At 59.8% G+C, this 20,970-nt stretch carries 19 protein-coding genes; 5 read left to right on the top strand and 14 right to left on the bottom strand.

The genetic code is table 11. The features are described from left to right. Positions 1-82: 82 nt before the first annotated feature. On the top strand, positions 83-937 hold the full coding sequence (locus ACZ3HH_RS17360) for a LysR family transcriptional regulator (protein WP_465806200.1): 855 nt from the start codon (positions 83-85) through the stop codon (positions 935-937). 122 nt (positions 938-1,059) lie between these two features. On the opposite strand, the gene ACZ3HH_RS17355 is transcribed toward ACZ3HH_RS17360, so the two are convergent. The 4 genes from ACZ3HH_RS17355 to ACZ3HH_RS17340 form a co-directional block, all read right to left on the bottom strand. Further along, on the bottom strand, positions 1,060-2,295 hold the full coding sequence (locus tag ACZ3HH_RS17355) for an RNA polymerase sigma factor (protein ID WP_465806198.1): 1,236 nt from the start codon (positions 2,293-2,295) through the stop codon (positions 1,060-1,062). Beyond that, a complete protein-coding gene (locus tag ACZ3HH_RS17350) occupies positions 2,295-2,786 on the bottom strand; it encodes an SRPBCC family protein (protein WP_465806196.1) in 492 nt (163 codons plus the stop codon). Before ACZ3HH_RS17350 ends, ACZ3HH_RS17355 begins: the two co-directional genes overlap by 1 nt. Positions 2,787-2,812: 26 nt before the next feature. Next, positions 2,813-3,157 carry a YciI family protein gene (locus tag ACZ3HH_RS17345; protein WP_465806194.1) on the bottom strand — a complete coding sequence of 115 codons (345 nt, stop codon included), beginning with the start codon at positions 3,155-3,157 and terminating at the stop codon, positions 2,813-2,815. Between the two features lie 116 nt (positions 3,158-3,273). Then, entirely contained in the window at positions 3,274-3,699 is a 426-nt protein-coding gene (locus ACZ3HH_RS17340; RefSeq protein WP_007898742.1) for a YybH family protein, read from the bottom strand. A 140-nt stretch (positions 3,700-3,839) separates the two neighbouring features. On the opposite strand from ACZ3HH_RS17340, the gene ACZ3HH_RS17335 reads away from it, so the two are divergent. The 3 genes from ACZ3HH_RS17335 (at position 3,840) to aqpZ (ending at position 6,025) form a co-directional block, all read left to right on the top strand. Beyond that, positions 3,840-4,325: a GNAT family N-acetyltransferase gene (locus ACZ3HH_RS17335; protein ID WP_465806191.1), complete on the top strand. Its 486-nt coding sequence runs from the start codon at positions 3,840-3,842 to the stop codon at positions 4,323-4,325. 18 nt (positions 4,326-4,343) lie between these two features. Beyond that, positions 4,344-4,949, top strand: coding sequence for a pyridoxamine 5'-phosphate oxidase family protein (locus tag ACZ3HH_RS17330; protein ID WP_465806190.1), 606 nt, complete (start codon positions 4,344-4,346; stop codon positions 4,947-4,949). A 377-nt stretch (positions 4,950-5,326) separates the two neighbouring features. After that, positions 5,327-6,025, top strand: coding sequence for an aquaporin Z (aqpZ, locus tag ACZ3HH_RS17325; RefSeq protein WP_223484390.1), 699 nt, complete (start codon positions 5,327-5,329; stop codon positions 6,023-6,025). Between the two features lie 20 nt (positions 6,026-6,045). On the opposite strand, the gene ACZ3HH_RS17320 is transcribed toward aqpZ, so the two are convergent. The 7 genes from ACZ3HH_RS17320 to aceK form a co-directional block, all read right to left on the bottom strand. Beyond that, a complete protein-coding gene (locus tag ACZ3HH_RS17320) occupies positions 6,046-7,170 on the bottom strand; it encodes a GNAT family N-acetyltransferase (RefSeq protein ID WP_465806187.1) in 1,125 nt (374 codons plus the stop codon). Between the two features lie 151 nt (positions 7,171-7,321). Beyond that, the gene (locus ACZ3HH_RS17315; protein WP_465806185.1) at positions 7,322-8,665 is read right to left on the bottom strand and encodes an OprO/OprP family phosphate-selective porin; all 1,344 of its coding nucleotides are present in this window, start codon (positions 8,663-8,665) and stop codon (positions 7,322-7,324) included. Positions 8,666-8,896: 231 nt separating this feature from the next. After that, positions 8,897-9,133, bottom strand: coding sequence for an anti-sigma factor family protein (locus ACZ3HH_RS17310; protein WP_008071928.1), 237 nt, complete (start codon positions 9,131-9,133; stop codon positions 8,897-8,899). Then, the gene (locus ACZ3HH_RS17305; RefSeq protein WP_465806183.1) at positions 9,127-9,741 is read right to left on the bottom strand and encodes an RNA polymerase sigma factor; all 615 of its coding nucleotides are present in this window, start codon (positions 9,739-9,741) and stop codon (positions 9,127-9,129) included. Before ACZ3HH_RS17305 ends, ACZ3HH_RS17310 begins: the two co-directional genes overlap by 7 nt. 182 nt (positions 9,742-9,923) lie before the next feature. Beyond that, entirely contained in the window at positions 9,924-11,045 is a 1,122-nt protein-coding gene (locus ACZ3HH_RS17300) for a beta-ketoacyl-ACP synthase III (protein ID WP_465806181.1), read from the bottom strand. A gap of 374 nt (positions 11,046-11,419) precedes the next feature. Continuing rightward, complete coding sequence (gene hrpA / locus ACZ3HH_RS17295; RefSeq protein WP_465806179.1) at positions 11,420-15,331, bottom strand: ATP-dependent RNA helicase HrpA; 3,912 nt, start codon at positions 15,329-15,331, stop codon at positions 11,420-11,422. A gap of 224 nt (positions 15,332-15,555) precedes the next feature. Next, positions 15,556-17,277, bottom strand: a complete 1,722-nt coding sequence (aceK, locus tag ACZ3HH_RS17290; RefSeq protein WP_465806177.1) for a bifunctional isocitrate dehydrogenase kinase/phosphatase — start codon at positions 17,275-17,277, stop codon at positions 15,556-15,558. Positions 17,278-17,406: 129 nt separating this feature from the next. On the opposite strand from aceK, the gene ACZ3HH_RS17285 reads away from it, so the two are divergent. After that, complete coding sequence (locus ACZ3HH_RS17285) at positions 17,407-18,315, top strand: DMT family transporter (RefSeq protein WP_465806175.1); 909 nt, start codon at positions 17,407-17,409, stop codon at positions 18,313-18,315. A 267-nt stretch (positions 18,316-18,582) separates the two neighbouring features. Here the strand turns inward: ACZ3HH_RS17285 and ACZ3HH_RS17280 are convergent, their stop codons facing one another. The 3 genes from ACZ3HH_RS17280 to ACZ3HH_RS17270 form a co-directional block, all read right to left on the bottom strand. Continuing rightward, the gene (locus ACZ3HH_RS17280; RefSeq protein WP_465806173.1) at positions 18,583-19,446 is read right to left on the bottom strand and encodes a DMT family transporter; all 864 of its coding nucleotides are present in this window, start codon (positions 19,444-19,446) and stop codon (positions 18,583-18,585) included. Between the two features lie 106 nt (positions 19,447-19,552). Continuing rightward, the gene (locus tag ACZ3HH_RS17275; RefSeq protein WP_465806171.1) at positions 19,553-19,717 is read right to left on the bottom strand and encodes a hypothetical protein; all 165 of its coding nucleotides are present in this window, start codon (positions 19,715-19,717) and stop codon (positions 19,553-19,555) included. 201 nt (positions 19,718-19,918) lie between these two features. Further along, on the bottom strand, positions 19,919-20,857 hold the full coding sequence (locus ACZ3HH_RS17270; protein ID WP_465806169.1) for an aspartyl/asparaginyl beta-hydroxylase domain-containing protein: 939 nt from the start codon (positions 20,855-20,857) through the stop codon (positions 19,919-19,921). Positions 20,858-20,970 lie beyond the last annotated feature (113 nt).

Raw genomic sequence — 20,970 nt, 5'->3', positions numbered from 1 at the left:
CTCCCTGAGTGACTGTGGTTGCCATGATCTGTCATCACGCCGATACTTCATAACCAATAACCATCGATCAAGGCGATAGCTCATGGCTTCCCACGAAGTGTTGCTGGCGTTTGTCCAGGCGGCGACTCAAGGCTCGTTTTCCGCCGCGGCGCGCAAGCTCGGTCGCAGTCAGTCGACCATCAGCGCGGCAGTGGCCAGCCTGGAAATCGACCTGAACCTTGCCCTCTTCGACCGCAGCAGCCGCAAGCCGAGCCTGACCCCGGCCGGGCACGTCATGCTGCAACGGGCCGAGGAGATTCTGGCCGCCACCAGCCGTCTGGAAATGACCGCCAGCCAACTGTCCCAAGGCGTCGAGCCGAAGCTGACCGTGGCGATTTCCGACACCTATCAGTCCGACCGTTTTGAAGCGGCGCTCAGTGCTTTCGAGCAGCGCTATCCCGACCTGGAACTTGAATGCCTGATCGCCGAATGCGATGACCTGGTGGCTCTGGTGCAACGTGGCCGAGCGCATGTCGCCTTCGCCGAGATGCAAGACAGCTACCCGCCAGACCTGGTCAGTTCGACGGTGGACGAGCGCACGGAAATCGCCCTGTTCGTGTCCCACGCTCATCCGTTGGCGAAGCTGAAGGGAATCGATCAGGACGTGCTGCAACAGCACCGCGAGTTGCGTCTGGCGACGATCGTCAATCCGTATGAAAGCCGCGCGAAGGGGCGTGTCTGGTCGGCACCGAGTTACCTGATGCTGCTGGAAATGGCCCAGGGCGGGTTCGGCTGGGCGCCGTTGCCTCGGTGGTTGGTGGGGCGGTTCGGGGCAGGTTCGTTGGTGGAGCTGAATGTGCGCGGCTGGCCGAAAGCGGTATGCGTCGATGCGCTGTGGTCGCGGCTGCACCCACCGGGGCCGGCGGGGAGTTGGTTATTGAGCAAGATGTTGGAGTGAAGGTCCTGCGGCCCTTATCGCGGGCAAGCCTCGCTCCCACAGGACTGAGTCGAATCGCAAAGGTGTGATCGACTCAATCCTGTGGGAGCGGGCTTGCCCGCGATGAGGCCAGTGAAATCACATCACTCCAACGCCCTGAGCCGCCCCTCGATAAACCGCCGCTCCGGCACTTGCTGTGTCAATTCCAGAGCCCGCTCATACGCCTCCCGGGCCTCATCCACCCTTCCCAACTGCCGGTAAAACTCTGCCCGCGCCGAGTGCGCCAGGTGGTAATCCAGCAATTCTCCCCGCGCCAGAATCCCTTCGATCAACGTCAACCCGGCCAACGGACCATCTCGCTTGGCCAGCGCCGCCGCACGGTTGAGCTCGATCACCGGTGACGGCACAGCCCGCAGCAGCACGTCATACAGGCCGACAATCTGCAGCCAGTCCGTCTCCGCCGCCGTCGGTGCTTCGGCATGCACCGCCGCAATCGCCGCTTGCAGGCAATAAGGCCCGAAGCGCCGCGTCGTCAGCGCCTGCTCCACCAGTGCACAGCCTTCGGCAATCAGTTCGGCGTCCCACAACGAGCGATCCTGTTCGTCCAGCACGATCAGTTCGCCGTCGGGCGAAGTCCTGGCCGGGCGCCGGGACTCATGCAACAGCATCAGCGCCAACAGCCCCATCACCTCAGGTTCAGGTAGCAATTCCATCAACAACCGACCGAGACGAATCGCTTCGCGCGTCAGGTCTTCGCGGGTCAATTCGTTGCCGATAGACGCCGAGTAACCTTCGTTGAACACCAGGTAAATCACCCGCAGCACGCTGTCGAGACGTTCGGGCAGTTCCGTCAGGGTGGGCACCTGATAAGGGATTTTCGCGTCACGAATCTTGGCCTTGGCCCGCACGATCCGCTGGGCGATAGTGGCCGGCGCCGCGAGAAAGGCCCGGGCGATTTCTTCAGTGGTCAGGTCGCAGACTTCACGCAGGGTCAGCGGCACTTGAGCGTCCGCCGCGAGTGCCGGGTGGCAACAGGTGAAAATCAGTCGCAGGCGATCGTCTTCCACATCTTCATCACTCCAGTCAGCCTGCTCCAGCTCTTCCAGTTGAGCGATCAACATCGGCCGGGACGCGTTAAAACGCGCACGCCGGCGCAACACATCAATAGCCTTGAAGCGCCCGGTGGACACCAGCCATGTACGCGGATTGTCCGGCACACCGTCACGCTGCCAGCGCTCGACCGCGACGAAGAACGCCTCGTGCAGCGCTTCTTCGGCGAGGTCGAAATCGCCGAGCAGACGGATCAGGGTCGCCAGAATCCGCCGCGAGTCTTCGCGGTAGACCTGCTCGACTCGCGCCCGTACCGACTCGCCAGGCATCAGTCCGGCATGCCTTCAGTCACCAGCGTCTCCAGCCGATCGAGGCTTTGCCCCCAACCGTCATGAAACCCCATGGCCTCGTGCGCCTGACGATCTTCTTCGCTCCAGTGCATGGCGCGAGCGGTGTAGAGGGTTTTTCCGTCGCGGTCTTCGAGCGTCACTTCGGCGGTCATGAACGGCTTGCCGGAGGGAATCCAGCCGGGAAGAAAAGCGTCGGTGAACACCAGGCGCTCCGGGGCGACGATCTCCAGAAACACGCCCATGGTCGGGTACTCGGAGCCATCCGGCGCCCGCATCAGGGTGCGAAACTGACCGCCCACCCACAGGTCCATTTCGCACTCGGGCGTGGTCATGCCGTGAGGCCCCCACCATTGGGCGAGCAACGCGGGCTCAGTCCAGGCGCGGAAGATTTTGCGGCGCGGCGCATCGATCAGGCGACTGATGGACAGCTCGAATTCGGCCGGTTTTCGCTGGACGGATTGCGGACTCATGAAAGAACTCCTGTTGTGATTGTTATTCAGGGATTCAACTGGCGAACGGGCCGCACCTCGACGCAGCCGACCCGGGCCGCAGGAATGTTGCCGGCGACCTGGATGGCTTCATTGAGGTCCTTGGCATCGATCAGGTAGAAGCCGGCCAACTGCTCCTTGGTTTCAGCGAACGGGCCATCGGTGACCGACATTTTTCCGTTGCGCATGCGCACGGTGGTCGCGGTCTGTACCGACTCCAGCGCTTCGGCGGCGATCATCCGGCCGCTGTCCTGGATAGACTCGCTGTAGGCCATGCACTCGGCGTCGTGGGGGCTTTCGGGCAGCGAGTGCAACTCGTGCTCGTTACTGTAGACCAGGCATAAATACTTCATGAGGACTCTCCATTCTTTGGGGCTCTCCATCTCTTGGAGCTCTGCCCTGATCGAACTGATCAACTATGGCTGCAGATGGGCGCTTTGGCGTTGTTTTCCGATAAATAGCCCGACCATCAGGGTTCCAGATTGAACAGCGCCGCGCCGCTCGTCATGTCGAACGGTGCCGACCAGTGTTCGTGGACGATCTGCCAGAGCCCCGCTTCCTGGCGGTAGCACGCGGTGACGCGCATCCAGCAGGCTTGGGTTTCACCCTTCTCATTGGTGCCGCCGCAATGCGCCAGCCAGTGAGCGAAAGCGATCTCCTGCGACGGCACGATGTCGATCTCGTGGAACTCGAAAATGTGCGGGCCAGGGCACATCTCCATGCATTCCTGCCAATGCGCACGGTAGGCCGCCTTGCCCTTGAATTGCAGGGCTTTGACCGCGTCGAAGGAGACGATGTCGTCGGCATACAGGGCCATGACCTTTTCCACGTCCTTGGCGATGACCGCCTGGCGATAGTTCTCGATCAGGTTATGGATTTGTGTCTGAGCATTCATGATGGTCTCTCCGTGTTTTTTGTTGAAGACACCCTTAGTCGTCTGGCGAAAAGCCAAATCGACAACCGAAATAAAAATAATCCATGGGTGCAAACTCGCTAGAATCCGAAGCTCATTTCCGTTGGAAAAAGGACACTCCAGTGACTGCCCGACTCGTGCCTTACGAAAGCCTGAACGCCCTGCAGCGCCAACAGGTCGAGGCCATCGAAATCCACGCCGAACAAATCAAATTCTCCGGCGACATTCATGGTGCGTTGCACACCTTGCTGTCCAAGCCTGGCCCTGGCGTCAAAGGCTTTGCCCTGCTGGTGGAGGATGTTCCGGTAGCCTTCCTGCTGCTCAAGCGCCCGCCGGTGCTGCCGGCCTGGGCCGATGAACACAGCGCCACCCTGCATGCCCTGCAAGTCGATCGCCGCGCCCAAGGCAAAGGCTATGGCAAAGCCTGCCTGCAAGCCCTGCCCGAGGTTGCGCGCCAGGCCTGGCCGGAAATCAAAGGGCTGGAGTTGTCGGTGGATGCGGACAATGAGTCGGCCATCGCGCTGTATGCCAAGTTTGGCTATGTCGACAGCGGCGAAGCGTACAAAGGCCGGATCGGTTACGAACGGCGGATGGGTCTGGTTTTCTGATTCGTAGAGGGATGAACGATGTTGAATTCAATCGAAGCGCTGGAAGCGATCTACGGCCTGCCCCATGACCGCGCGGTGCGCAAGCAGATCCCGTTTCTGAACGAGGACTATCAGGCGATGGTCCGCGCCTCGCCACTGGTGATTATCAGCTCGGTCGGCCCCGACGGCATGGACGGCTCGCCGCGTGGCGATACACCGGGTTTCGTGCGGATCATCGATGAACGCACGCTGGCGATTCCGGATCGACCGGGCAACAACCGCATCGACACGCTGCGCAATGTCGTGCTCGATTCGCGGGTATCGCTGCTGTTCATCATTCCGGGGATTGGCGAAACGTTGCGGGTCAACGGCACGGCGCAGATCAGCGCCGAGCCTGGGTTGCTGGAGAGTTTTGCAGTCAATGGCAAACCGGCGCGCACGGTAATGCTGGTGACGGTGCAAGCGGCGTATTTCCACTGTTCGAAAGCGATTGTGCGTTCGGATTTGTGGAACCCACAGAAACACCTCGAACGCTCTGCGCTGCCAACTGCCGGGGCGTTTCATAAGCGCCTGAACGATGGGCAGTTCGATGCCGAGGCGTATGACCGGGAAGCATCGGCGAGAGTGCGGGATAGCCTCTACTGACACAACGACTAGCCACTGTGAGAGCGAGTTGTGGCGAGGGGGCTTGTCGGAACGCCGCATCGCCCCGTTGGACTGCGAAGCAGTCCTAAAACCAGTCACCGCTTTCTAATTTCAAGATCGCGGTGACCGGTTTTAGGGGTGCTTCGCGCCCCAACGGGGGCAAGCCCCCTCGCCACATGAGCCCCCCGCCACATGAGCCCGCTCCCACATTAGATCGGCGAACCGCCACAACCCTTTGAACACGGGCTTTGGCGGTTTTTTATGGTCACTGGAATTTCATTAAAACCCTGCTGTACTCAGCCAAGGTGCTGGAGATGGTTCTGTAGTCCATCTGCTGGATGCACAACGACAGTGTTATCTCGACAGGGAAATTCGCTATGTCTTTGTTCAAACGCTCGGCTACAGAATTGGTGGGGACATTCTGGTTGGTGTTAGGAGGGTGCGGCAGTGCGGTCCTGGCAGCGGCGTTTCCAAACGTGGGGATCGGTTTGCTGGGGGTGTCCCTGGCATTCGGTTTGACGGTGCTGACGATGGCCTTCGCTATCGGCCACATTTCGGGCTGCCATCTCAACCCTGCGGTTTCGGTCGGGCTGGTGGTCGGCGGACGATTCCCTGCCAAAGAACTGCCCGCCTACATCATCGCCCAAGTGATTGGCGCGATCATCGCAGCGGCTCTGCTGTACTTCATCGCCAGCGGCAAACCCGGATTCGAACTGGCCAGCGGCCTTGCATCCAATGGCTACGGCGAACACTCGCCAGGCGGCTACTCGATGGCGGCGGGGTTTGTCAGTGAATTGGTGATGACCGCCATGTTCATCCTGATCATTCTCGGCGCCACCGACAAACGCGCCCCGGCCGGACTGGCGCCCATCGCCATCGGCCTGGCGCTGACCCTGATCCACTTGATCTCGATTCCGGTCACCAACACCTCGGTCAACCCGGCTCGCAGTACAGGCCCGGCGCTGATTGTCGGCGGTTGGGCGATTCAACAACTGTGGCTGTTCTGGCTGGCGCCGATTCTGGGTGCGGTCATCGGCGGCGTGACGTATCGCTGGCTGGGTAAAGAGGACAGCTGACAAGGGACATAACGCGAAGATCAGCCTTGTCGGTAGGGCAAGGCTGTCTTCGCTTCTTCTGCATACCCCATGACCCCGACCCGCTCACGCTCAAGGAAGTCTTTCACCGCCGACTTCAAGCCCGGATGGCGCAGGTAATGCCAGGAATGGGTGATCACCGGCTCAAAGCCACGAATCAACTTGTGCTCGCCTTGAGCGCCCGCGTCAAAACGCTGAAAGCCTTTGGCAATCGCGTAGTCCATGCCCTGATAGAAACAGGTCTCGAAGTGCAGGCGATCGAACTCCGCCAGGCAGCCCCAGTAACGACCATAAAAGCTGTCGCCACCGACCAGACTGAAGGCCATGGCCACCGGCCGTGAGCCTTGTTTAGCCAACACCACACGAATCGATTCCGGCATGCGCTCGGCCAACAGACTGAAAAATTCCCGCGTCAGGTACGGCGCTTGTCGACGCACCGCGTAGGTATTGGCGTAGCAGGCATACACAAAGTCCCACTGCGCCTGATCCAGTTGCCGTCCTTCCAGCCATTCGAAGTCGATGCCCTGCCCCGCAACCTGCTCACGCTCCTTGCGCATTTGCTTGCGCTTGCGTGAACTGAGGGCGTCAAGGAAGTCCTGAAAATCCCGATAACCGCGATTCTGCCAGTGGTACTGACAGCCAATGCGCTGCAACCAGCCAGGCTGTTCGGCCAATGCCGCGTCGGTGAATGGATCGGTGAAGTTGATATGGGCGCTGGAAAGTCCTTCGATCTCCAGATAACCCGGCAGGCTCTGCAGGAGCTCGAAACCGTCCTCGATCGTCGCCGCCAGCAATCGCGGCCCGCTGACCGGGCTGAATGGCACCGCCGTCAACAACTTGGGGTAGTAGTCGATGCCGGCACGCTCACAGGCTTCGGCCCAGGCATGGTCGAACACGTACTCGCCGTAGGAATGCCATTTGCGGTAACTGGGCAGCGCGGCGATCAGGCGATCACCTTCAACATGCAGCAGATGCTCGGGCTGCCAGCCGGAATGCGGGCCGAGGCTGCCGCTGTCTTCCAGAGCGCTGAGAAAGGCATGGCGCAGAAACGGCTGAGTTTCCGGTACCAGCGCGTCCCAGGTGTGCGGCGCGATTTCGGACAGACTTTCCAGACGTTGCAGCGGCATTAGTATCCCCGACCATCATTTTTCTACAGATGGGACGAGTATCGCTTATCTGATTGCCTAATCCGAAACAAAAAAAAACCCGCCGAAGCGGGGTTAAAACGAGAGGAGCTTTAACGGATGAAGAAAGAGCTCGTACAGCGTTTACTGCGATTTAGAACACGTATTGAGCGCGGACCACGAAGCCGTCACCGCTGTCATCACCGGTACGACGTGCCGGGGTAGTACCGCTGGCAGCAGTGGCGTTGGTCACGTTGTCAGTCTTGGCCTTGAGGTAGGCGCCAGTGATTTTCACGGCTTCGTTGGCGTACCAGTTGACGCCCAGTGTGTGCACCTTGGCTTCGGCATCGCCGACATCGCGGGTCAGGCTGGCGGTGGTGATGTTGTCGTCTTCGACGGTCAGGCTGTCGTAACGATAGAACAGCTCCCAGGCGCCGATGGACTTGTTGGCTGGCTTGATCGCATCGAACTTGCCGACTTTATAGCCACGGGCTTCGCCGGTGAGGGTGTAGGCACCCTGAACGTAGAAACCATGACCTTTGATGTCTTCACGGTTGCTGGCATCAGCCTTGGTCTTGCGGGCGACGTATTCGCCCTGGATCGAGGCCGGGCCCATGGCGAATGCGGCTTCCAGACCGTAAGCGTCGTCACGGTCATAGGAGCCGGCAGGCGAAGTGGAACTGCCACCCAGCACCGGACGGTTGCCGTTGGTGCCGGCATCATTGCCGCCGAGGGTTTCCACGCCACGCATGCCCATGCGGGTGCGATAACGCGAATCGAAGGCCGTTTCGGAGACATCACGAGAAGCCACGTTCACACCGAAGTGCAGCACGTTGCCGGCGTCATGCATCGGCGCGAATACAAAGCGGCCGTTGACCTGTTTGACGCTGTTGCCATCGGTATCGTCGGTGTCTTTGCTGAACACGCCGGCGGACGCGTAGAACGAATCAGCGAAGGTGCTGGAGGCTTGCAGGCCCAGACCATTCTGGTGGCTGTTCGCCCAATCGACCATGTCGTACGCCATGTTGCGTTCTGGCGCAGTGACCCACTTGGAGCTGGTAGCTTTTTCCAGGCCAAAGTCCGGGTCGAAACGACCGACTTTGATCGAGACCGGTTTGAAGCCGTTGTAGGCCAGCGACGCTTCGTCGAAGTAACCGTTGTCGGAATCACCGCTGTTGTGGGAGAAGTCGTAGTTGATGGTGTAAGCCCAATCCGTGTACAGCACACCAGACAGCTCCAGGAAGCCACGACGGATATAGGCCGCGTCAGCGGTATCACCGTTTTTGGTGTAGACGCCATCGAACTGGCTGTAGTCAGCCTGCAAGCGACCGCCGAGTTTGAAGCTGAATTCTTTATCGGTGGTGGCGACTTCGAGGCCGCCCTTGGTTTTGACTACGATATCGGCGCCGTCAGTGGTGACGGTGCCAGCGAAAGCCTGGGCGGTTACTGCCATGGCCAATGCGCTGGCGGCAAAACCGGCGAAGTGCTTACGGATCATCGAAGAGTTCCCCTAATTGGTGGTCTGTAGCTTGGAAACACGCGGGTCTGGCCCGCTTGTGTTGGGAGGGAATCTTGGAGGCGGGGTATTTCAGCCGGGTTGCTGATAGATAAAGATTTTATGACAGGGGAACTTTTTACTTCGAATTGAAATAACAGAAAAGCAGCCACGAGAGATGAGCTGCAAGCCGCAAGCTAGAGCGGCTGGAGGGGTATGTCAGGCGTGGGGGAACTACGGTTTGTTCTTCAGATGTTCGTTGGCAAGCCGTTCAGCCAGCGCATCCAGGTCAGCTACAGGCGGCTCGGGCATCACCTTCAGCGTGGCCTGCATCAACCGCATCTGCCGAATGAACCGTCGGCAATTGGGGCAGAACATCAAATGATGCCGCACCATCAGTCGCTCGCGAAAACTCAACTGCCCATCGAGATAATCACTGGAGCGCGCCACTTGTTCCTTGCAGGTCAACATTCGCCGGTTTCCTCAAAGTGCTCCACGGTCGCAAAGACCTTCAACCGTGCCCGATGCAGCAGCACACGAACATTGGAGAGCGAGAGTTCCAGAAGATTACAGATCTCCTCCAGCTCCAGCCCTTGTCGCTCGCGTAACAGCAAAACACTGCTTTGCAGTTCCGACAGGCTGAGCAACGTGTGCTCCAGACATTCGCGCAGTTCATTTTCGGTCAACAGAGCCTCTGGCGTGTCCTGATGCCAAGCGTACGGCGCCACCAGCCAATGACCATCAGTCGATGAAAAACGATCGTCATCGACCGTGCCGTGAGGCGACGGCAGGTCATCGAGCAACACTTCCCGGCGGTTTTGCTTGTAGCGGCTCTTGGCCGAGTTGGCGGTGATGGTCAGCAGCCAGGTCTTGAGGCTCGAACGCCCCTCGAACCCGCCGAGATTGCGCACCACCGACAGCCAGGCATCCTGTACCACCTCGTCGACGTGTCGGTTGCCGACGATGGCATAGGCCACCGCGCGCATGGCGCTCTGGTAAGTGCTGACCAGTTCCTTGAAAGCCCTCTGCTCGCCTGCCAGCAGGCGTTCGAGCAATAGGGTGTCGTCAGCTGCAGTCATTCATGCCTCGTGTCAGGTGGGCCAAGCCATGCATTGTGGCGAGCGAGCTTGCTCGCGCTCGGCTGCGAAGCAGTCGTAAAAACCGGCGTTTGCGGTTCTTCAGCAAGACCACAATCGCCGGTTTTAGGAGTGCTGCGCACTCCAGCGGGAGCAAGCTCCCTCGCCACAAAGGGCAGGTTGGATCAGCGCTTGCGCAGAATCACGCTACCGATCGAGTAGCCGGCACCGAACGAGCTGAGTACAGCCAGCGAACCGCTGACCAGATCGTCCTGGTTTTTGTGAAACGCAATCACCGAACCGGCGGAACTGGTGTTGGCATAGGTGTCGAGAATCACCGGGGCTTCTTCTTCGGTGGCTTCGCGGCCCAGCAGCTTCTTGACGATCAAGTGGTTCATGCTGAGGTTGGCCTGGTGCAGCCAGAAACGCTTCACGTCGCTGACGTTGAGCTGGTTTTCTGCCAGGTGCGTGGCGATCAGCTCGGCGACCATCGGGCAGACATCGCGGAACACCTTGCGGCCTTCCTGGACGAACAGTTTGTCGGGGGCACCGATGCCCTCTTCCGCGGCGCGGTTGAGGAAGCCGAAGTTGTTGCGGATGTTGTTGGAGAACTTGGTCAGCAGTTTGGTGCTGACCACGTCGAACTGATACTTGGACGTCGCGAGATCCGCACGCTCGATGATCACCGCCGTGGCGGCGTCGCCGAAGATGAAGTGGCTGTCGCGGTCACGAAAATTCAGGTGACCGGTGCAGACTTCCGGGTTGACCATCAGGATCGCCCGGGCCTGGCCCAGTTGCACGCTGTTGGCCGCTGCCTGGATGCCGAAGGTCGCCGAGGAACAGGCAACGTTCATGTCGAAACCAAAACCCTGAATGCCCAGCGCTTCCTGAACTTCGATGGCGATGGCCGGGTAGGCGCGTTGCAGGTTGGAGCAGGCGACGATCACACCGTCGATGTCAGCGGCGGTTTTGCCGGCACGCTGCAAGGCTTGTTCGGCCGCACCGATGGCCATCTGGCAAAGCACCGACCACTCGTCATTCGAACGCTCAGGCAAGCATGGTGCCATGCGCTGCGGGTCGAGAATGCCGTCCTTGTCCATGACAAAGCGGCTTTTGATGCCGGACGCTTTTTCGATAAACGCCGCGTTGGATTCGGTCAATGCCTGGATTTCGCCGCGCGCGATGGCGTCGGCGTTGTCGGCGTTGAACAGCGCGACGTAAGCGTTGAAAGACTGCACCAGCTCTTCATTGGAAATGCTGTTGGCCGGGGTGTACAGGCCGGTGCCGCTGATGACGACGTTATGCATGGTCGTTTCTCTAATCCGTTCAGGCAGAAAGCGCTGGCACCGACGTACCAACACACAAAGGGTCTATTCCAGGTCCAGACGCAAACCTGGCATCGCTTTATTCCGATCCGCCCGGCCCGTGAAGGCTCAAAACCGCGGGACTGGCGTTTATAGGCGCGAAGTTTGCCATAAACGCTGGCTTTTGGCGCCTTTTGCGAGAGCAACAGCGTACCTGTGGGAGCCGGTGTGGCGAGGGGGCTTGCCCCCGTTGGGTGGCGAAGCCGCCCCAAAACCTGCAGCCTCGGTGTATCAGATATACCGAGTGCGCTGGCTTTACGACTGCTACGCAGCCGAACGGGGGCAAGCCCCCTCGCCACACAAGCCTGCACACAGGATCAAGGCTCGACTTGTGTCCACTGCTTGTTCAAGCGCTTGTCGGAGATCGGTACCTTGGTCCCCAATTGCTGCGCGAACAATGAGACCCGGTATTCCTCCAGCCACCAGCGATAGAGTTCCAACTGCGGATCGCGTTTGCCTTCCTGGGCATGTTTGTTGGCGCGGGTCTGATATTGGGTCCAGAGGCCGGACAATTCGCCGCTCCAGACCCGGTCTTTCTGCACCTGAGCGCCGAGTTTTTCGAAACGTTGCTCGACAGCCTTGAGGTAACGCGGCAGTTCCTTGAGCCACGGCATCGGCGTTTCACGCACGAACCCCGGATACACCAGATGGCTGAGCTGCTGCTTGATGTCGTTCAAGGCCACGGCTTGCGCCAGGTCAATCTTGCCCTTGAAGCGTTTTTGCAGGCCATGCCACAGCTTGAGAATCTCCAGCGTCAGCTTGGCCAACCGTTCGGCGTGCTCGGTCCAGCCGCCACGTTTGCGCTCGGCCAGCGATGCCAGCCCGGCGCCATCGCGCGGCAATGGGTCTTCGCCGTCGAGGATGCAGCTGTCGAGACTGGCCAGCAGAATGTCTTCGACCAGCGCGTCGATGCGCCCCAGTTCTCGATACATCAGGCCCAACTCGGTCAGCCCCGGCAACTTGCCGCGCAGGAACTTCGCCGGTTCCGCCAATTGCTGCATCAGCAAGCGCTGCAACGCTCGACGATGCTGGAACTCGGCTTCGGCCGGGGTCGAGAATCGACCTTCCTTGACCGTACCGCCCTCTTCCACCAGCGCCGGATACACCGTCATCGATAGCCCGGCGATTTTCTGCTGGGTTTTCTCAGCCACAGCGGCAAAGACTTTCGGCTCTACCGGTTGTTGGCTCTTCGCCGTTTGCGGCACCGCCAACGCAGCCTGACTGGCCTCGGCAAAGCGTGCGGTCAGCTCGGCCAAGTCACGGCCTTCGCCGAGGAACTTGCCCTGACCGTCGACGATTTCCAGGTTCATCCGCAAATGACTTTCGACCTGCTGCGAGGCTTCGGCCCAGGCTTCATCGCTGACCCGCGCGCCGGTCATGCGCAGCAACTCGCGGCCCAGCGCCAGAGGCAACGAGCCCTCGGCAAATGTGATGCGCTGCAACGCGGCTTTGACGAAATCCGGCACCGGCACGAAGTTCTTGCGCAACGCCTTGGGCAGGTTGCGCACCAACGCAATGCACTTGGCCTCGATCACGCCCGGCACCAGCCATTCCAGACGTTCCGGCGGCAGCATCGGCAACAGCGGCGCCGGCACGCGCAAGGTCACGCCATCACGCGGATGGTTGGGCTCGAAGTGATAACTCAGCGCCAGTTCCAGATCGCCGATGTGCAGGGTGTCCGGGTAATGCGCGGCGGTGACTTCACTCGCTTCGCGAGCCAGCACGTCTTCTTCGCGCATGATCAGCAGCTGTGGGTCTTTCTGGCTGTTGACCCGGTACCAACTGTCGAAAGTCGCGGTCTGGTGAATCTCTGCCGGCAGTCGCGCATCGTAGAAGGCAAACAAGGTTTCTTCGTCGGCGAGAATGTCGCGGCGGCGCGCCTTGGCTTCCAGTTCATCGAGCTGTTCCAACAACTGTGCATTGGCGGACAAACACTTGGCTTTGGATTGAATCTTGCCGCGCACCAGGCCTTCGCGAATAAAAAATTCGCGAGACACCACCGGATCGATCGGCCCGTAATGCACCGGCCGGCGACCCACCACGATCAGCCCGAACAGGGTGATTTGCTCGAAGGCCACGACCTGACCGCGCTTCTTCTCCCAGTGGGGTTCGAAGTGGTTTTTCTTGATCAGGTGCCCGGCCAGCGGCTCGATCCAGTCAGCGTCGATCTTGGCGACCATCCGCGCGTATAGCTTGGTGGTCTCCACCAGTTCGGCGGTCATCAGCCATTGCGGGCGTTTCTTGCCGATACCCGACGAGGGGTGTATCCAGAAACGTCGCTGACGGGCGCCGAGGTAGTCGCCGTCTTCGGTCTTCTGGCCGATCTGACTGAGCAGCCCCACCAGCACCGCTTTGTGCAGTTTCGGGTAATCCGCCGGCTCTTTGTTGAGGCTCAACTGCATGTCGCGGCAGATCAGGCTCAACTGACGATGGGAGTCGCGCCACTCGCGCAGGCGCAGGTAATTGAGGAAATTCTTGCGGCACCAGTTGCGCAGCGGACTGGCCGTCAACGCCTGGCGCTGCTCTTCAAAACCACGCCACAGATTGACCAGCCCGGCGAAGTCCGAGTCCACGTCTTTCCACTGGGCGTGGGCCTGATCCGCCGCTTGCTGACGCTCCGGCGGACGTTCGCGCGGGTCCTGAATCGACATGGCACTGGCGACGATCAGCACTTCCTGCAAGCTGCCAAGTTTCGCCGCTTCCAGTAGCATGCGGCCCATACGCGGGTCCACCGGCAACCGCGCCAGTTGGCGACCGAGCGGGGTCAACTGACTGTTGCGGTCCACCGCCGAGAGTTCTTGCAGCAGGTTGAAACCGTCGCTAATGGCTTTGCCATCCGGCGGCTCGATAAACGGGAAATCGATGATCTCGCCAAGGCGCAGATGCAGCATCTGCAAAATCACCGCTGCGAGGTTGGTGCGCAGGATTTCCGGGTCGGTAAACTCCGGGCGGCCGATGAAATCTTCTTCGCTGTAGAGGCGGATACAAATGCCCGGCTCGACCCGTCCACAACGGCCTTTACGCTGGTTGGCACTGGCCTGGGAAACCGCTTCGATGGGCAGGCGCTGAACCTTGGCGCGGTAGCTGTAACGGCTGATGCGCGCGGTGCCGCTGTCGATCACGTAACGAATGCCCGGCACCGTCAGCGAGGTTTCCGCGACGTTGGTCGCCAGGACCACGCGACGCCCAGGATGGGACTGGAAAATCCGCTGCTGCTCGGCCGGCGATAGTCGCGCGTACAACGGCAGAATCTCGGTGTGTTTGAGTTGGGCCTTGCGCAGCATGTCGGCGGCGTCGCGAATCTCTCGCTCGCCGGGCAGGAACACCAGCACGTCGCCGGGACTCTTGCGCTCGCTGCGTTCGAACGCGGCAATTTCGTCAAGGGTGGCGAGGATCGCCTGATCCACGGTCAGGTCATCCTCTACGCGGTTGCCCTCCTCGTCCTGCTCCAGGGTCAGCGGGCGATACCAGGTTTCTACCGGGAAGGTACGGCCGGAGACCTCGACAATCGGCGCATCATCGAAGTGCTTGGAAAAACGCTCCAGGTCGATGGTCGCCGAGGTGATGATGACTTTCAGGTCCGGACGACGCGGCAGCAGGGTTTTCAGGTAACCGAGCAGGAAGTCGATGTTCAGGCTGCGCTCGTGGGCTTCGTCGACGATGATCGTGTCGTAGCGTTCGAGGTAGCGGTCGTTCTGGGTTTCCGCCAGCAGGATGCCGTCGGTCATCAGTTTGATCAGGGTGTTGGAATCGCTCTGATCCTCGAACCGCACCTGATAGCCAACCAGCGCTCCCAACGGCGTCGCCAATTCTTCAGCAACCCGGCTCGCTACGCTGCGGGCGGCGATTCGACGGGGCTGGGTGTGGCCGATCAGGCCGTGCTGGCCGCGGCCGATTTCCAGGCAGATCTTCGGCAACTGGGTGGTTTTACCCGACCCGGTTTCGCCGGCAATGATCAGCACCTGATGCTTGAGCAGCGCCTCTTTGATTTCGTCGCGCTTGGCGGCGATCGGCAGGCTGTCGTCGTAACGAATCACCGGCAAACTGGCACGCCGCGCCAACACCTGATCGCAGGACGCCTGCGTGCGCGTCACCCACTGGGCCAGTTTGGCCTCGTCAGGTTTCTTGCGCAGCTCAAGCAACTGCCGCCGCAGCCGGTGGCGGTCGGCGAGCATGGCGTGATCGAGGTTTTTCAGCAGTTTGTCGATTGAAGGCGATTCGTCAGTCATCAGGTACGCAAAAGTCGTCTAGTGGCGCAGGGGGCGGATTGTCGCAGATTTGGGGCGCGGAGTGACGCGCTTTTGTGGCGAGGGAGCTTGCTCCCGCTCGGCTGCGAAGCAGTCGTAATCCTGTCATCGCGGTTTGCCTGAAGCTCCGAGATGAATGGTTTTGGGGCCGCTTCGCGACCCAGCGGGAGCAAGCTCCCTCGCCACAGTGTGTTCACTCAGGTGGGCTACTCGTTATCGAGGCCTTTGCGCCGATACGGAAACACATCAATCACCTTCCCGGCCCGAATTACCTCCTGCAAACTCTTCCAGTAATCAGCGTTGTACAACTCGCCATGCAACTGATCGAACAACCGTCGTTGCCCCGAATCGGCAAACAGAAACGGTGGAAACTCCTCGGGGAACACATCCAGCGGCCCGATCGAGTACCACGGTTCGGAGGCCATTTCGTCTTCCGGTGTACGCGGTTGCGGGATGTGGCGGAAGTTGGCTTCGGTCAGGAAACAAATCTCGTCGTAGTCATAAAACACCACACGACCGTGACGGGTGACGCCAAAGTTTTTCAGCAGCATGTCGCCGGGAAAAATGTTCGCCGCCGCCAGTTGCTTGATCGCCAGGCCGTAATCCTCCAGCGCTTCGCGAACCTGCGCCTCGTTGGCGTGTTCCAGATAGAGGTTCAACGGCGTCATCCGGCGCTCAGTCCAGCAGTGCCGAATCAGCACCGTGTCACCTTCCAGCGATACCGTGGACGCGGCCACTTCAAGCAGTTCTTCCAGGCATGCCGGCTCGAACTTGCTCAACGGGAAACGGAAGTCGGCGAACTCCTGGGTATCGGCCATGCGCCCGACCCGGTCGACGCTTTTCACCAGCCGATACTTTTCGATCACCGTGGCGCGGTCGACGTTTTTCGACGGTGAGAAGCGGTCCTTGATGATTTTGAAAACGGTATTGAAGCCCGGCAGGGTAAACACGCTCATGACCATCCCGCGCACGCCGGGGGCCATGATGAACTGATCGTCGGTGTTGGCCAGATGATTGATCAGCGCCCGATAGAACTCGGACTTGCCATGTTTGTAGAAGCCGATCGAGGTATACAACTCGGCGATGTGCTTGCCCGGCAGGATGCGTTTGAGAAAGCCGATGAATTCCGCCGGCACCGGCACATCGACCATGAAGTACGAACGGGTGAAGGAGAAGATGATCGACACCTCCGCCTCGTCGGTGATCAGCGCATCGATCTGGATGCCCCGGCCTTCGCGGTGCAGCAGCGGAATTACCAGCGGCCATTGCTCGTCGGGGGTGTAGATGCGCCCCACCAGATAGGCACCCTTGTTGCGGTAAAGCACTGAGGAAAACAGCTCGACACTCAGTTCCGGATCCTTGCAGACCCAGTCCGGCAGGTTCTCGCGCAACTGCGCTTCGAGGCGACGCAGGTCGCCGGACAGATCGGCGTAATCTTCGCTGAAGCGGTAGTCGGCAAAAATGCTCGTGAGCATGCCGGACAACTGCCCCTGCGGCTTGTAGGTGCGGGTTTGCGCCGCCCGGGCGCGGCGCAGGCTCGGCCGCGTAGTGTGGATGAACATGCAGCCATCGCTGATCAGGTCATGGCTGAACAGCCCGCAGAAAATCGAGTTGTACCAGGTCTCGGACAGTTCATCGTCGAAACGCAGGTCGATCAGGCTGATGTAAGCGCTTTTGACCAGCGGCCAGTTGCTGACGTCCATCAGCACATCGGTCGCGAACGACGCATGCAAGCGTGCGACCGTTTCGCCGACCTTTTCTTCGTAGAGGTTGATTCGCGCCGCCGACGCGACTTGCGTCTCCTGCCATTGGGCCTGCTCGAAGCGAGCTCGGGCGCCGTCGGTGATCTGACGGAAATGCTCGCGGTAATCGTCAAAGCCATCGAGGATCATTTGGGCGATGTCGGCGGCTGGCCATTGCTGCGGCATAGGTAAAACCTCGGCGGCTGTTCTTGTCGTTGGAGCCTGAGCTTAGTGGCCCTGTGTGACGCAACGCAACCATTGCCTTGTGCCCTGACTGGCGCGACACTTGCGCGCCAATCAAGGAAGGAAAGTGCCGTGAACCCCGTCGATATCCTGCGTATGTTGTCGCTAGCCGCCATTTGGGGGGCGAGCTTTCTGTTCATGCGCGTGATTGCCCCAGTGATTGGCACAATCCCCACCGCTTTTTTTCGCGTATCGATTGCCGCCGTCGGGCTGCTGGTGATCCTTGGGCTGATGCGCATTAGCTGGGATTTCAAAGGCAAACTCAAAACGGTGATGCTGCTCGGGATGATCAACTCCGGGATTCCAGCAACCCTCTATTGCGTTGCAGCCCAAGTGCTGCCGGCCGGTTATTCGGCAATTTTCAACGCCACCACGCCTTTGATGGGGGTATTGATCGGCGGGCTGTTCTTCCATGAAAAACTCACCGCTGCCAAGTTGGGCGGAGTATTTCTCGGCCTGTTTGGCGTCGGCGTCCTTACCCGTGCAGGTCCGGTGGCGTTCAACCTGGAACTGCTGATGGGCGCACTCGCGTGCCTGATGGCCACCACCTGCTATGGCTTTGCCGGGTTCCTCGCCCGGCGCTGGCTCGACCATGCCGGCGGCCTCGACAGTCGCCTTTCGGCGCTGGGCAGCATGCTCGGTGCGACGTTGTTGTTGCTGCCACTGTTTGGCTACAGCGTGATCAGCCAGCCACCAGCGAGCTGGGGCGGCTGGAGTGTCTGGTTGTCGTTGTTGGGGTTGGGTTTGGTATGCACGGCCTTTGCCTACATTATTTACTTCCGTTTGCTCAGCTCGATCGGCCCGGTGAAGTCGATGACCGTGACCTTCATGATCCCGCCGTTCGGCGTGTTGTGGGGGGCGCTGTTGCTGGATGAGCCGCTGTCGATGGCGCATCTTTATGGCGGGGTGTTGATTGCGGTGGCGTTGTGGCTGGTGTTGAAGCCGGCGGTGTTGAAGACGGCTGGGGTGGTTGCCAGGTAGTGTTGTGCTGCCGCTGATAACGCCATCGCGGGCAAGCCCGCTCCCACAGTAGTTTGTGTCGTACCCATATTCTGTAAGCAACACCTAATCCTGTGGGAGCGGGCTTGCCCGCGATGGCGTCGGCTCAGACCACTACAAAGGCAACTGACTCACCTCCCCATCCACCAACCGCCGAATCCCCAGCGGATTAGCGTTCTGCAGTGCCGGGGGAAGCATTCGCTGACCAAATAAACAAGGCCCAGAGCTCATGCCCCGGGCCTTTCGGTTTCAAGCGCTCTTACGGAACACAAACACCAGGCCGACGATGATCAGCCCCATGCCCAACAGACTCAACGCCGCCAGTCTGTTGCCGAAAAACAGGTAATCCATCACTGCCGTCACTGCCGGTACCAGGTAGAACAGGCTGGTGACATTCACCAGATTGCCCCGGGCGATCAGTCGATAGAGCAGCAAAGTCGCCAGCACTGATACCACCAACCCCATCCACAACACCGGCAGGATGAACCCCATACTGTGTTCGACGTGAAACGGCTGGAACGGCACGAAAATCCCGCAGAGCAACAACCCCGCCAGGTACTGCACCGGCAGTGTGCCGAGGGGATTATCGGTGATGCGTTTCTGCATGATCGAACCGAACGTCATGCTCGCCAGCGCCAACAGACCGAAGAGCATTCCGGCCAACGACATGCCGGCCAGACCGATGCCCTGATAGACCACCATGATCAACCCGGCCAAGCCCAACGCCAGACCGAACATCCGGCTTATTGATCGGTGCCGCTCCATGATCACTACGGTGAGAATCGGTTGAACGCCCATGATGGTTGCCATCATCCCCGGCGTGACTTTGAGGTCGAGAGCCAGCAGATAGAAAATCTGATAAGCCCCCAGCAACACCACACCCGTGGCCATCGCATATAACATCGGCTTGCCGCCTTTGGGCAGTTTCAACTTGAGTAACGGCGCCAGCAGCACCAACCCGCACAGGGCAATGGCGAAGCGAACCAGCAGAAAGGCGAAGGGTGACGCATGGGCCAGGCCCCATTTGGAGAAGATCGCCCCGCTGCTCCACAGCAAAACGAACAGGCTTGTGGACGCCGCCGCGAGCGCGGATTTTTTCGAAAGGACAAACATGAATACCACCTGTAGTCAGGCAAAAAGCCAACTCAGCCGAAGCTGAAATTCAGTAGTTTTTTCAGGCGCTTTTCAGATGGGCATGGGAACAGCAGAAAAAAGCTGATCAGCCCGAGAAGCCAACGCCCGGCGGTGATACGACTGCGCACACCGGCGTGCTACTGACAGGTGGAGGGTAATGACTGATCTGCGCAGGCTGCTGATCCCCGCACGGCACGACGCCAGCGTTGACCGCTGAATCGACTACCGCGTTGATGGGAGAAGCTGGCATGGACTGATCTTTTTGGGTGGGTGAATGGGTGGTTCAGAAAACCACCGAGCGCCGACTATAACCAGCGCTCGACATGGATTGCAATGACTTGACGCAAGAGCCGAGAAACAGGGGGCTGGCACGAAACCTGTGGGACCAGGCTTACTCGCGAAGGCGGTGTGTCAGGTGACATCATGTTGACTGTGCCGCCAGAAACCAACCTCAACCAAACAGCCAATACCCCAACAACGTCAACACCACCACCGCCAGCACCGGTCGCAGTACGCGGTAGGCCTTGGGATTGCGGCGTTTCCACTGTTTGACCACACCGCTGAATTTGTCACTTGAGTTCTTGCTCCAGGCATAGGCCTGATTGATCCCGCCAACGCGTTCATCATCTAGGTTCTGGGGTGCAGTGGCGCGCCCCAGCAAGCCGCTGATCGAGCGGTTGATGCGGGTCATGAGGCGATTGCTCAGCGGTCGCTCGATGTCGCAAAACAGAATGACCCGGGTTTGCTCGGTTTCGTTCTTGACCCAGTGCACGTAGGTTTCATCGAACATCACGTCTTCGCCATCACGCCAGGCATAGACCTGACCGTCGACGAAGATGCGGCAATCGTCGGAGTTCGGTGTCGACAGCCCCAGGTGATAACGCAGGGAGCCGGCGAACGGGTCGCGATGCGGGTTGAGGTGACTGCCACCAGGCAGCAGCGCAAACATGGCGCCTTTGACGTTGGGGATACTGCTGACCAACGCCACGGTTTTCGGGCACAAGGCTTCGGCTGACGGCAGCGGTTTGTCGTACCACTTGAGGTAGAAACGCTTCCAGCCCTTCTTGAAGAACGAACCGAAACCGGCATCGTTGTTCTTTTCGGCGGCGCGAATGTAGCCCTCGTCGAACAAGTGCATGGCTTCGTCGCGGATAACTTCCCAGTTGTCCCTGAGCACGTCCAGTTCCGGGAACTTGCTGCGGTCCAGGTAGGGTTTGGACGGTACGCCGGAGAACAGGTACATCAAGGCGTTGTAAGGCGCGAACAGAGCCGAATGATTGACGAACTGACGCAGGACCGGCAAACGCGCCTTGCCACGCAAGTGCACATAGAGTGTGCTGCCCAGGAATAGCAGCAACACCGACGCCTTCGCGACAAAAGAAAAGCTCATCTACGACTCCTTGAGGATAGGTAACTCCGCACAACGCCATTTACCCGACGTGGCAGTCGGCCATGATAAACACTACCGGCCTCGGGAAAAACCCACATGACTCAACATTCAGT

The organism is Pseudomonas sp. PME37.24/025 (assembly GCF_055556615.1).
The sequence above is the reverse complement of the archived record's forward strand: the minus strand, read 5'-3'. Positions and strand labels throughout refer to the sequence as shown.

Bases quoted from the DNA above. Each gene is read 5' to 3' on its own strand.
- ACZ3HH_RS17360 (WP_465806200.1), top strand. From the start codon at position 83: ATGGCTTCCCACGAAGTGTTGCTGGCGTTTGTCCAGGCGGCGACTCAA.
- ACZ3HH_RS17355 (WP_465806198.1), bottom strand. From the start codon at position 2,295: ATGCCTGGCGAGTCGGTACGGGCGCGAGTCGAGCAGGTCTACCGCGAA.
- ACZ3HH_RS17350 (WP_465806196.1), bottom strand. From the start codon at position 2,786: ATGAGTCCGCAATCCGTCCAGCGAAAACCGGCCGAATTCGAGCTGTCC.
- ACZ3HH_RS17345 (WP_465806194.1), bottom strand. From the start codon at position 3,157: ATGAAGTATTTATGCCTGGTCTACAGTAACGAGCACGAGTTGCACTCG.
- ACZ3HH_RS17340 (WP_007898742.1), bottom strand. From the start codon at position 3,699: ATGAATGCTCAGACACAAATCCATAACCTGATCGAGAACTATCGCCAG.
- ACZ3HH_RS17330 (WP_465806190.1), top strand. From the start codon at position 4,344: ATGTTGAATTCAATCGAAGCGCTGGAAGCGATCTACGGCCTGCCCCAT.
- aqpZ (WP_223484390.1), top strand. From the start codon at position 5,327: ATGTCTTTGTTCAAACGCTCGGCTACAGAATTGGTGGGGACATTCTGG.
- ACZ3HH_RS17320 (WP_465806187.1), bottom strand. From the start codon at position 7,170: ATGCCGCTGCAACGTCTGGAAAGTCTGTCCGAAATCGCGCCGCACACC.
- ACZ3HH_RS17315 (WP_465806185.1), bottom strand. From the start codon at position 8,665: ATGATCCGTAAGCACTTCGCCGGTTTTGCCGCCAGCGCATTGGCCATG.
- ACZ3HH_RS17310 (WP_008071928.1), bottom strand. From the start codon at position 9,133: ATGTTGACCTGCAAGGAACAAGTGGCGCGCTCCAGTGATTATCTCGAT.
- ACZ3HH_RS17305 (WP_465806183.1), bottom strand. From the start codon at position 9,741: ATGACTGCAGCTGACGACACCCTATTGCTCGAACGCCTGCTGGCAGGC.
- ACZ3HH_RS17300 (WP_465806181.1), bottom strand. From the start codon at position 11,045: ATGCATAACGTCGTCATCAGCGGCACCGGCCTGTACACCCCGGCCAAC.
- hrpA (WP_465806179.1), bottom strand. From the start codon at position 15,331: ATGACTGACGAATCGCCTTCAATCGACAAACTGCTGAAAAACCTCGAT.
- aceK (WP_465806177.1), bottom strand. From the start codon at position 17,277: ATGCCGCAGCAATGGCCAGCCGCCGACATCGCCCAAATGATCCTCGAT.
- ACZ3HH_RS17280 (WP_465806173.1), bottom strand. From the start codon at position 19,446: ATGTTTGTCCTTTCGAAAAAATCCGCGCTCGCGGCGGCGTCCACAAGC.
- ACZ3HH_RS17275 (WP_465806171.1), bottom strand. From the start codon at position 19,717: ATGCCAGCTTCTCCCATCAACGCGGTAGTCGATTCAGCGGTCAACGCT.
- ACZ3HH_RS17270 (WP_465806169.1), bottom strand. From the start codon at position 20,857: ATGAGCTTTTCTTTTGTCGCGAAGGCGTCGGTGTTGCTGCTATTCCTG.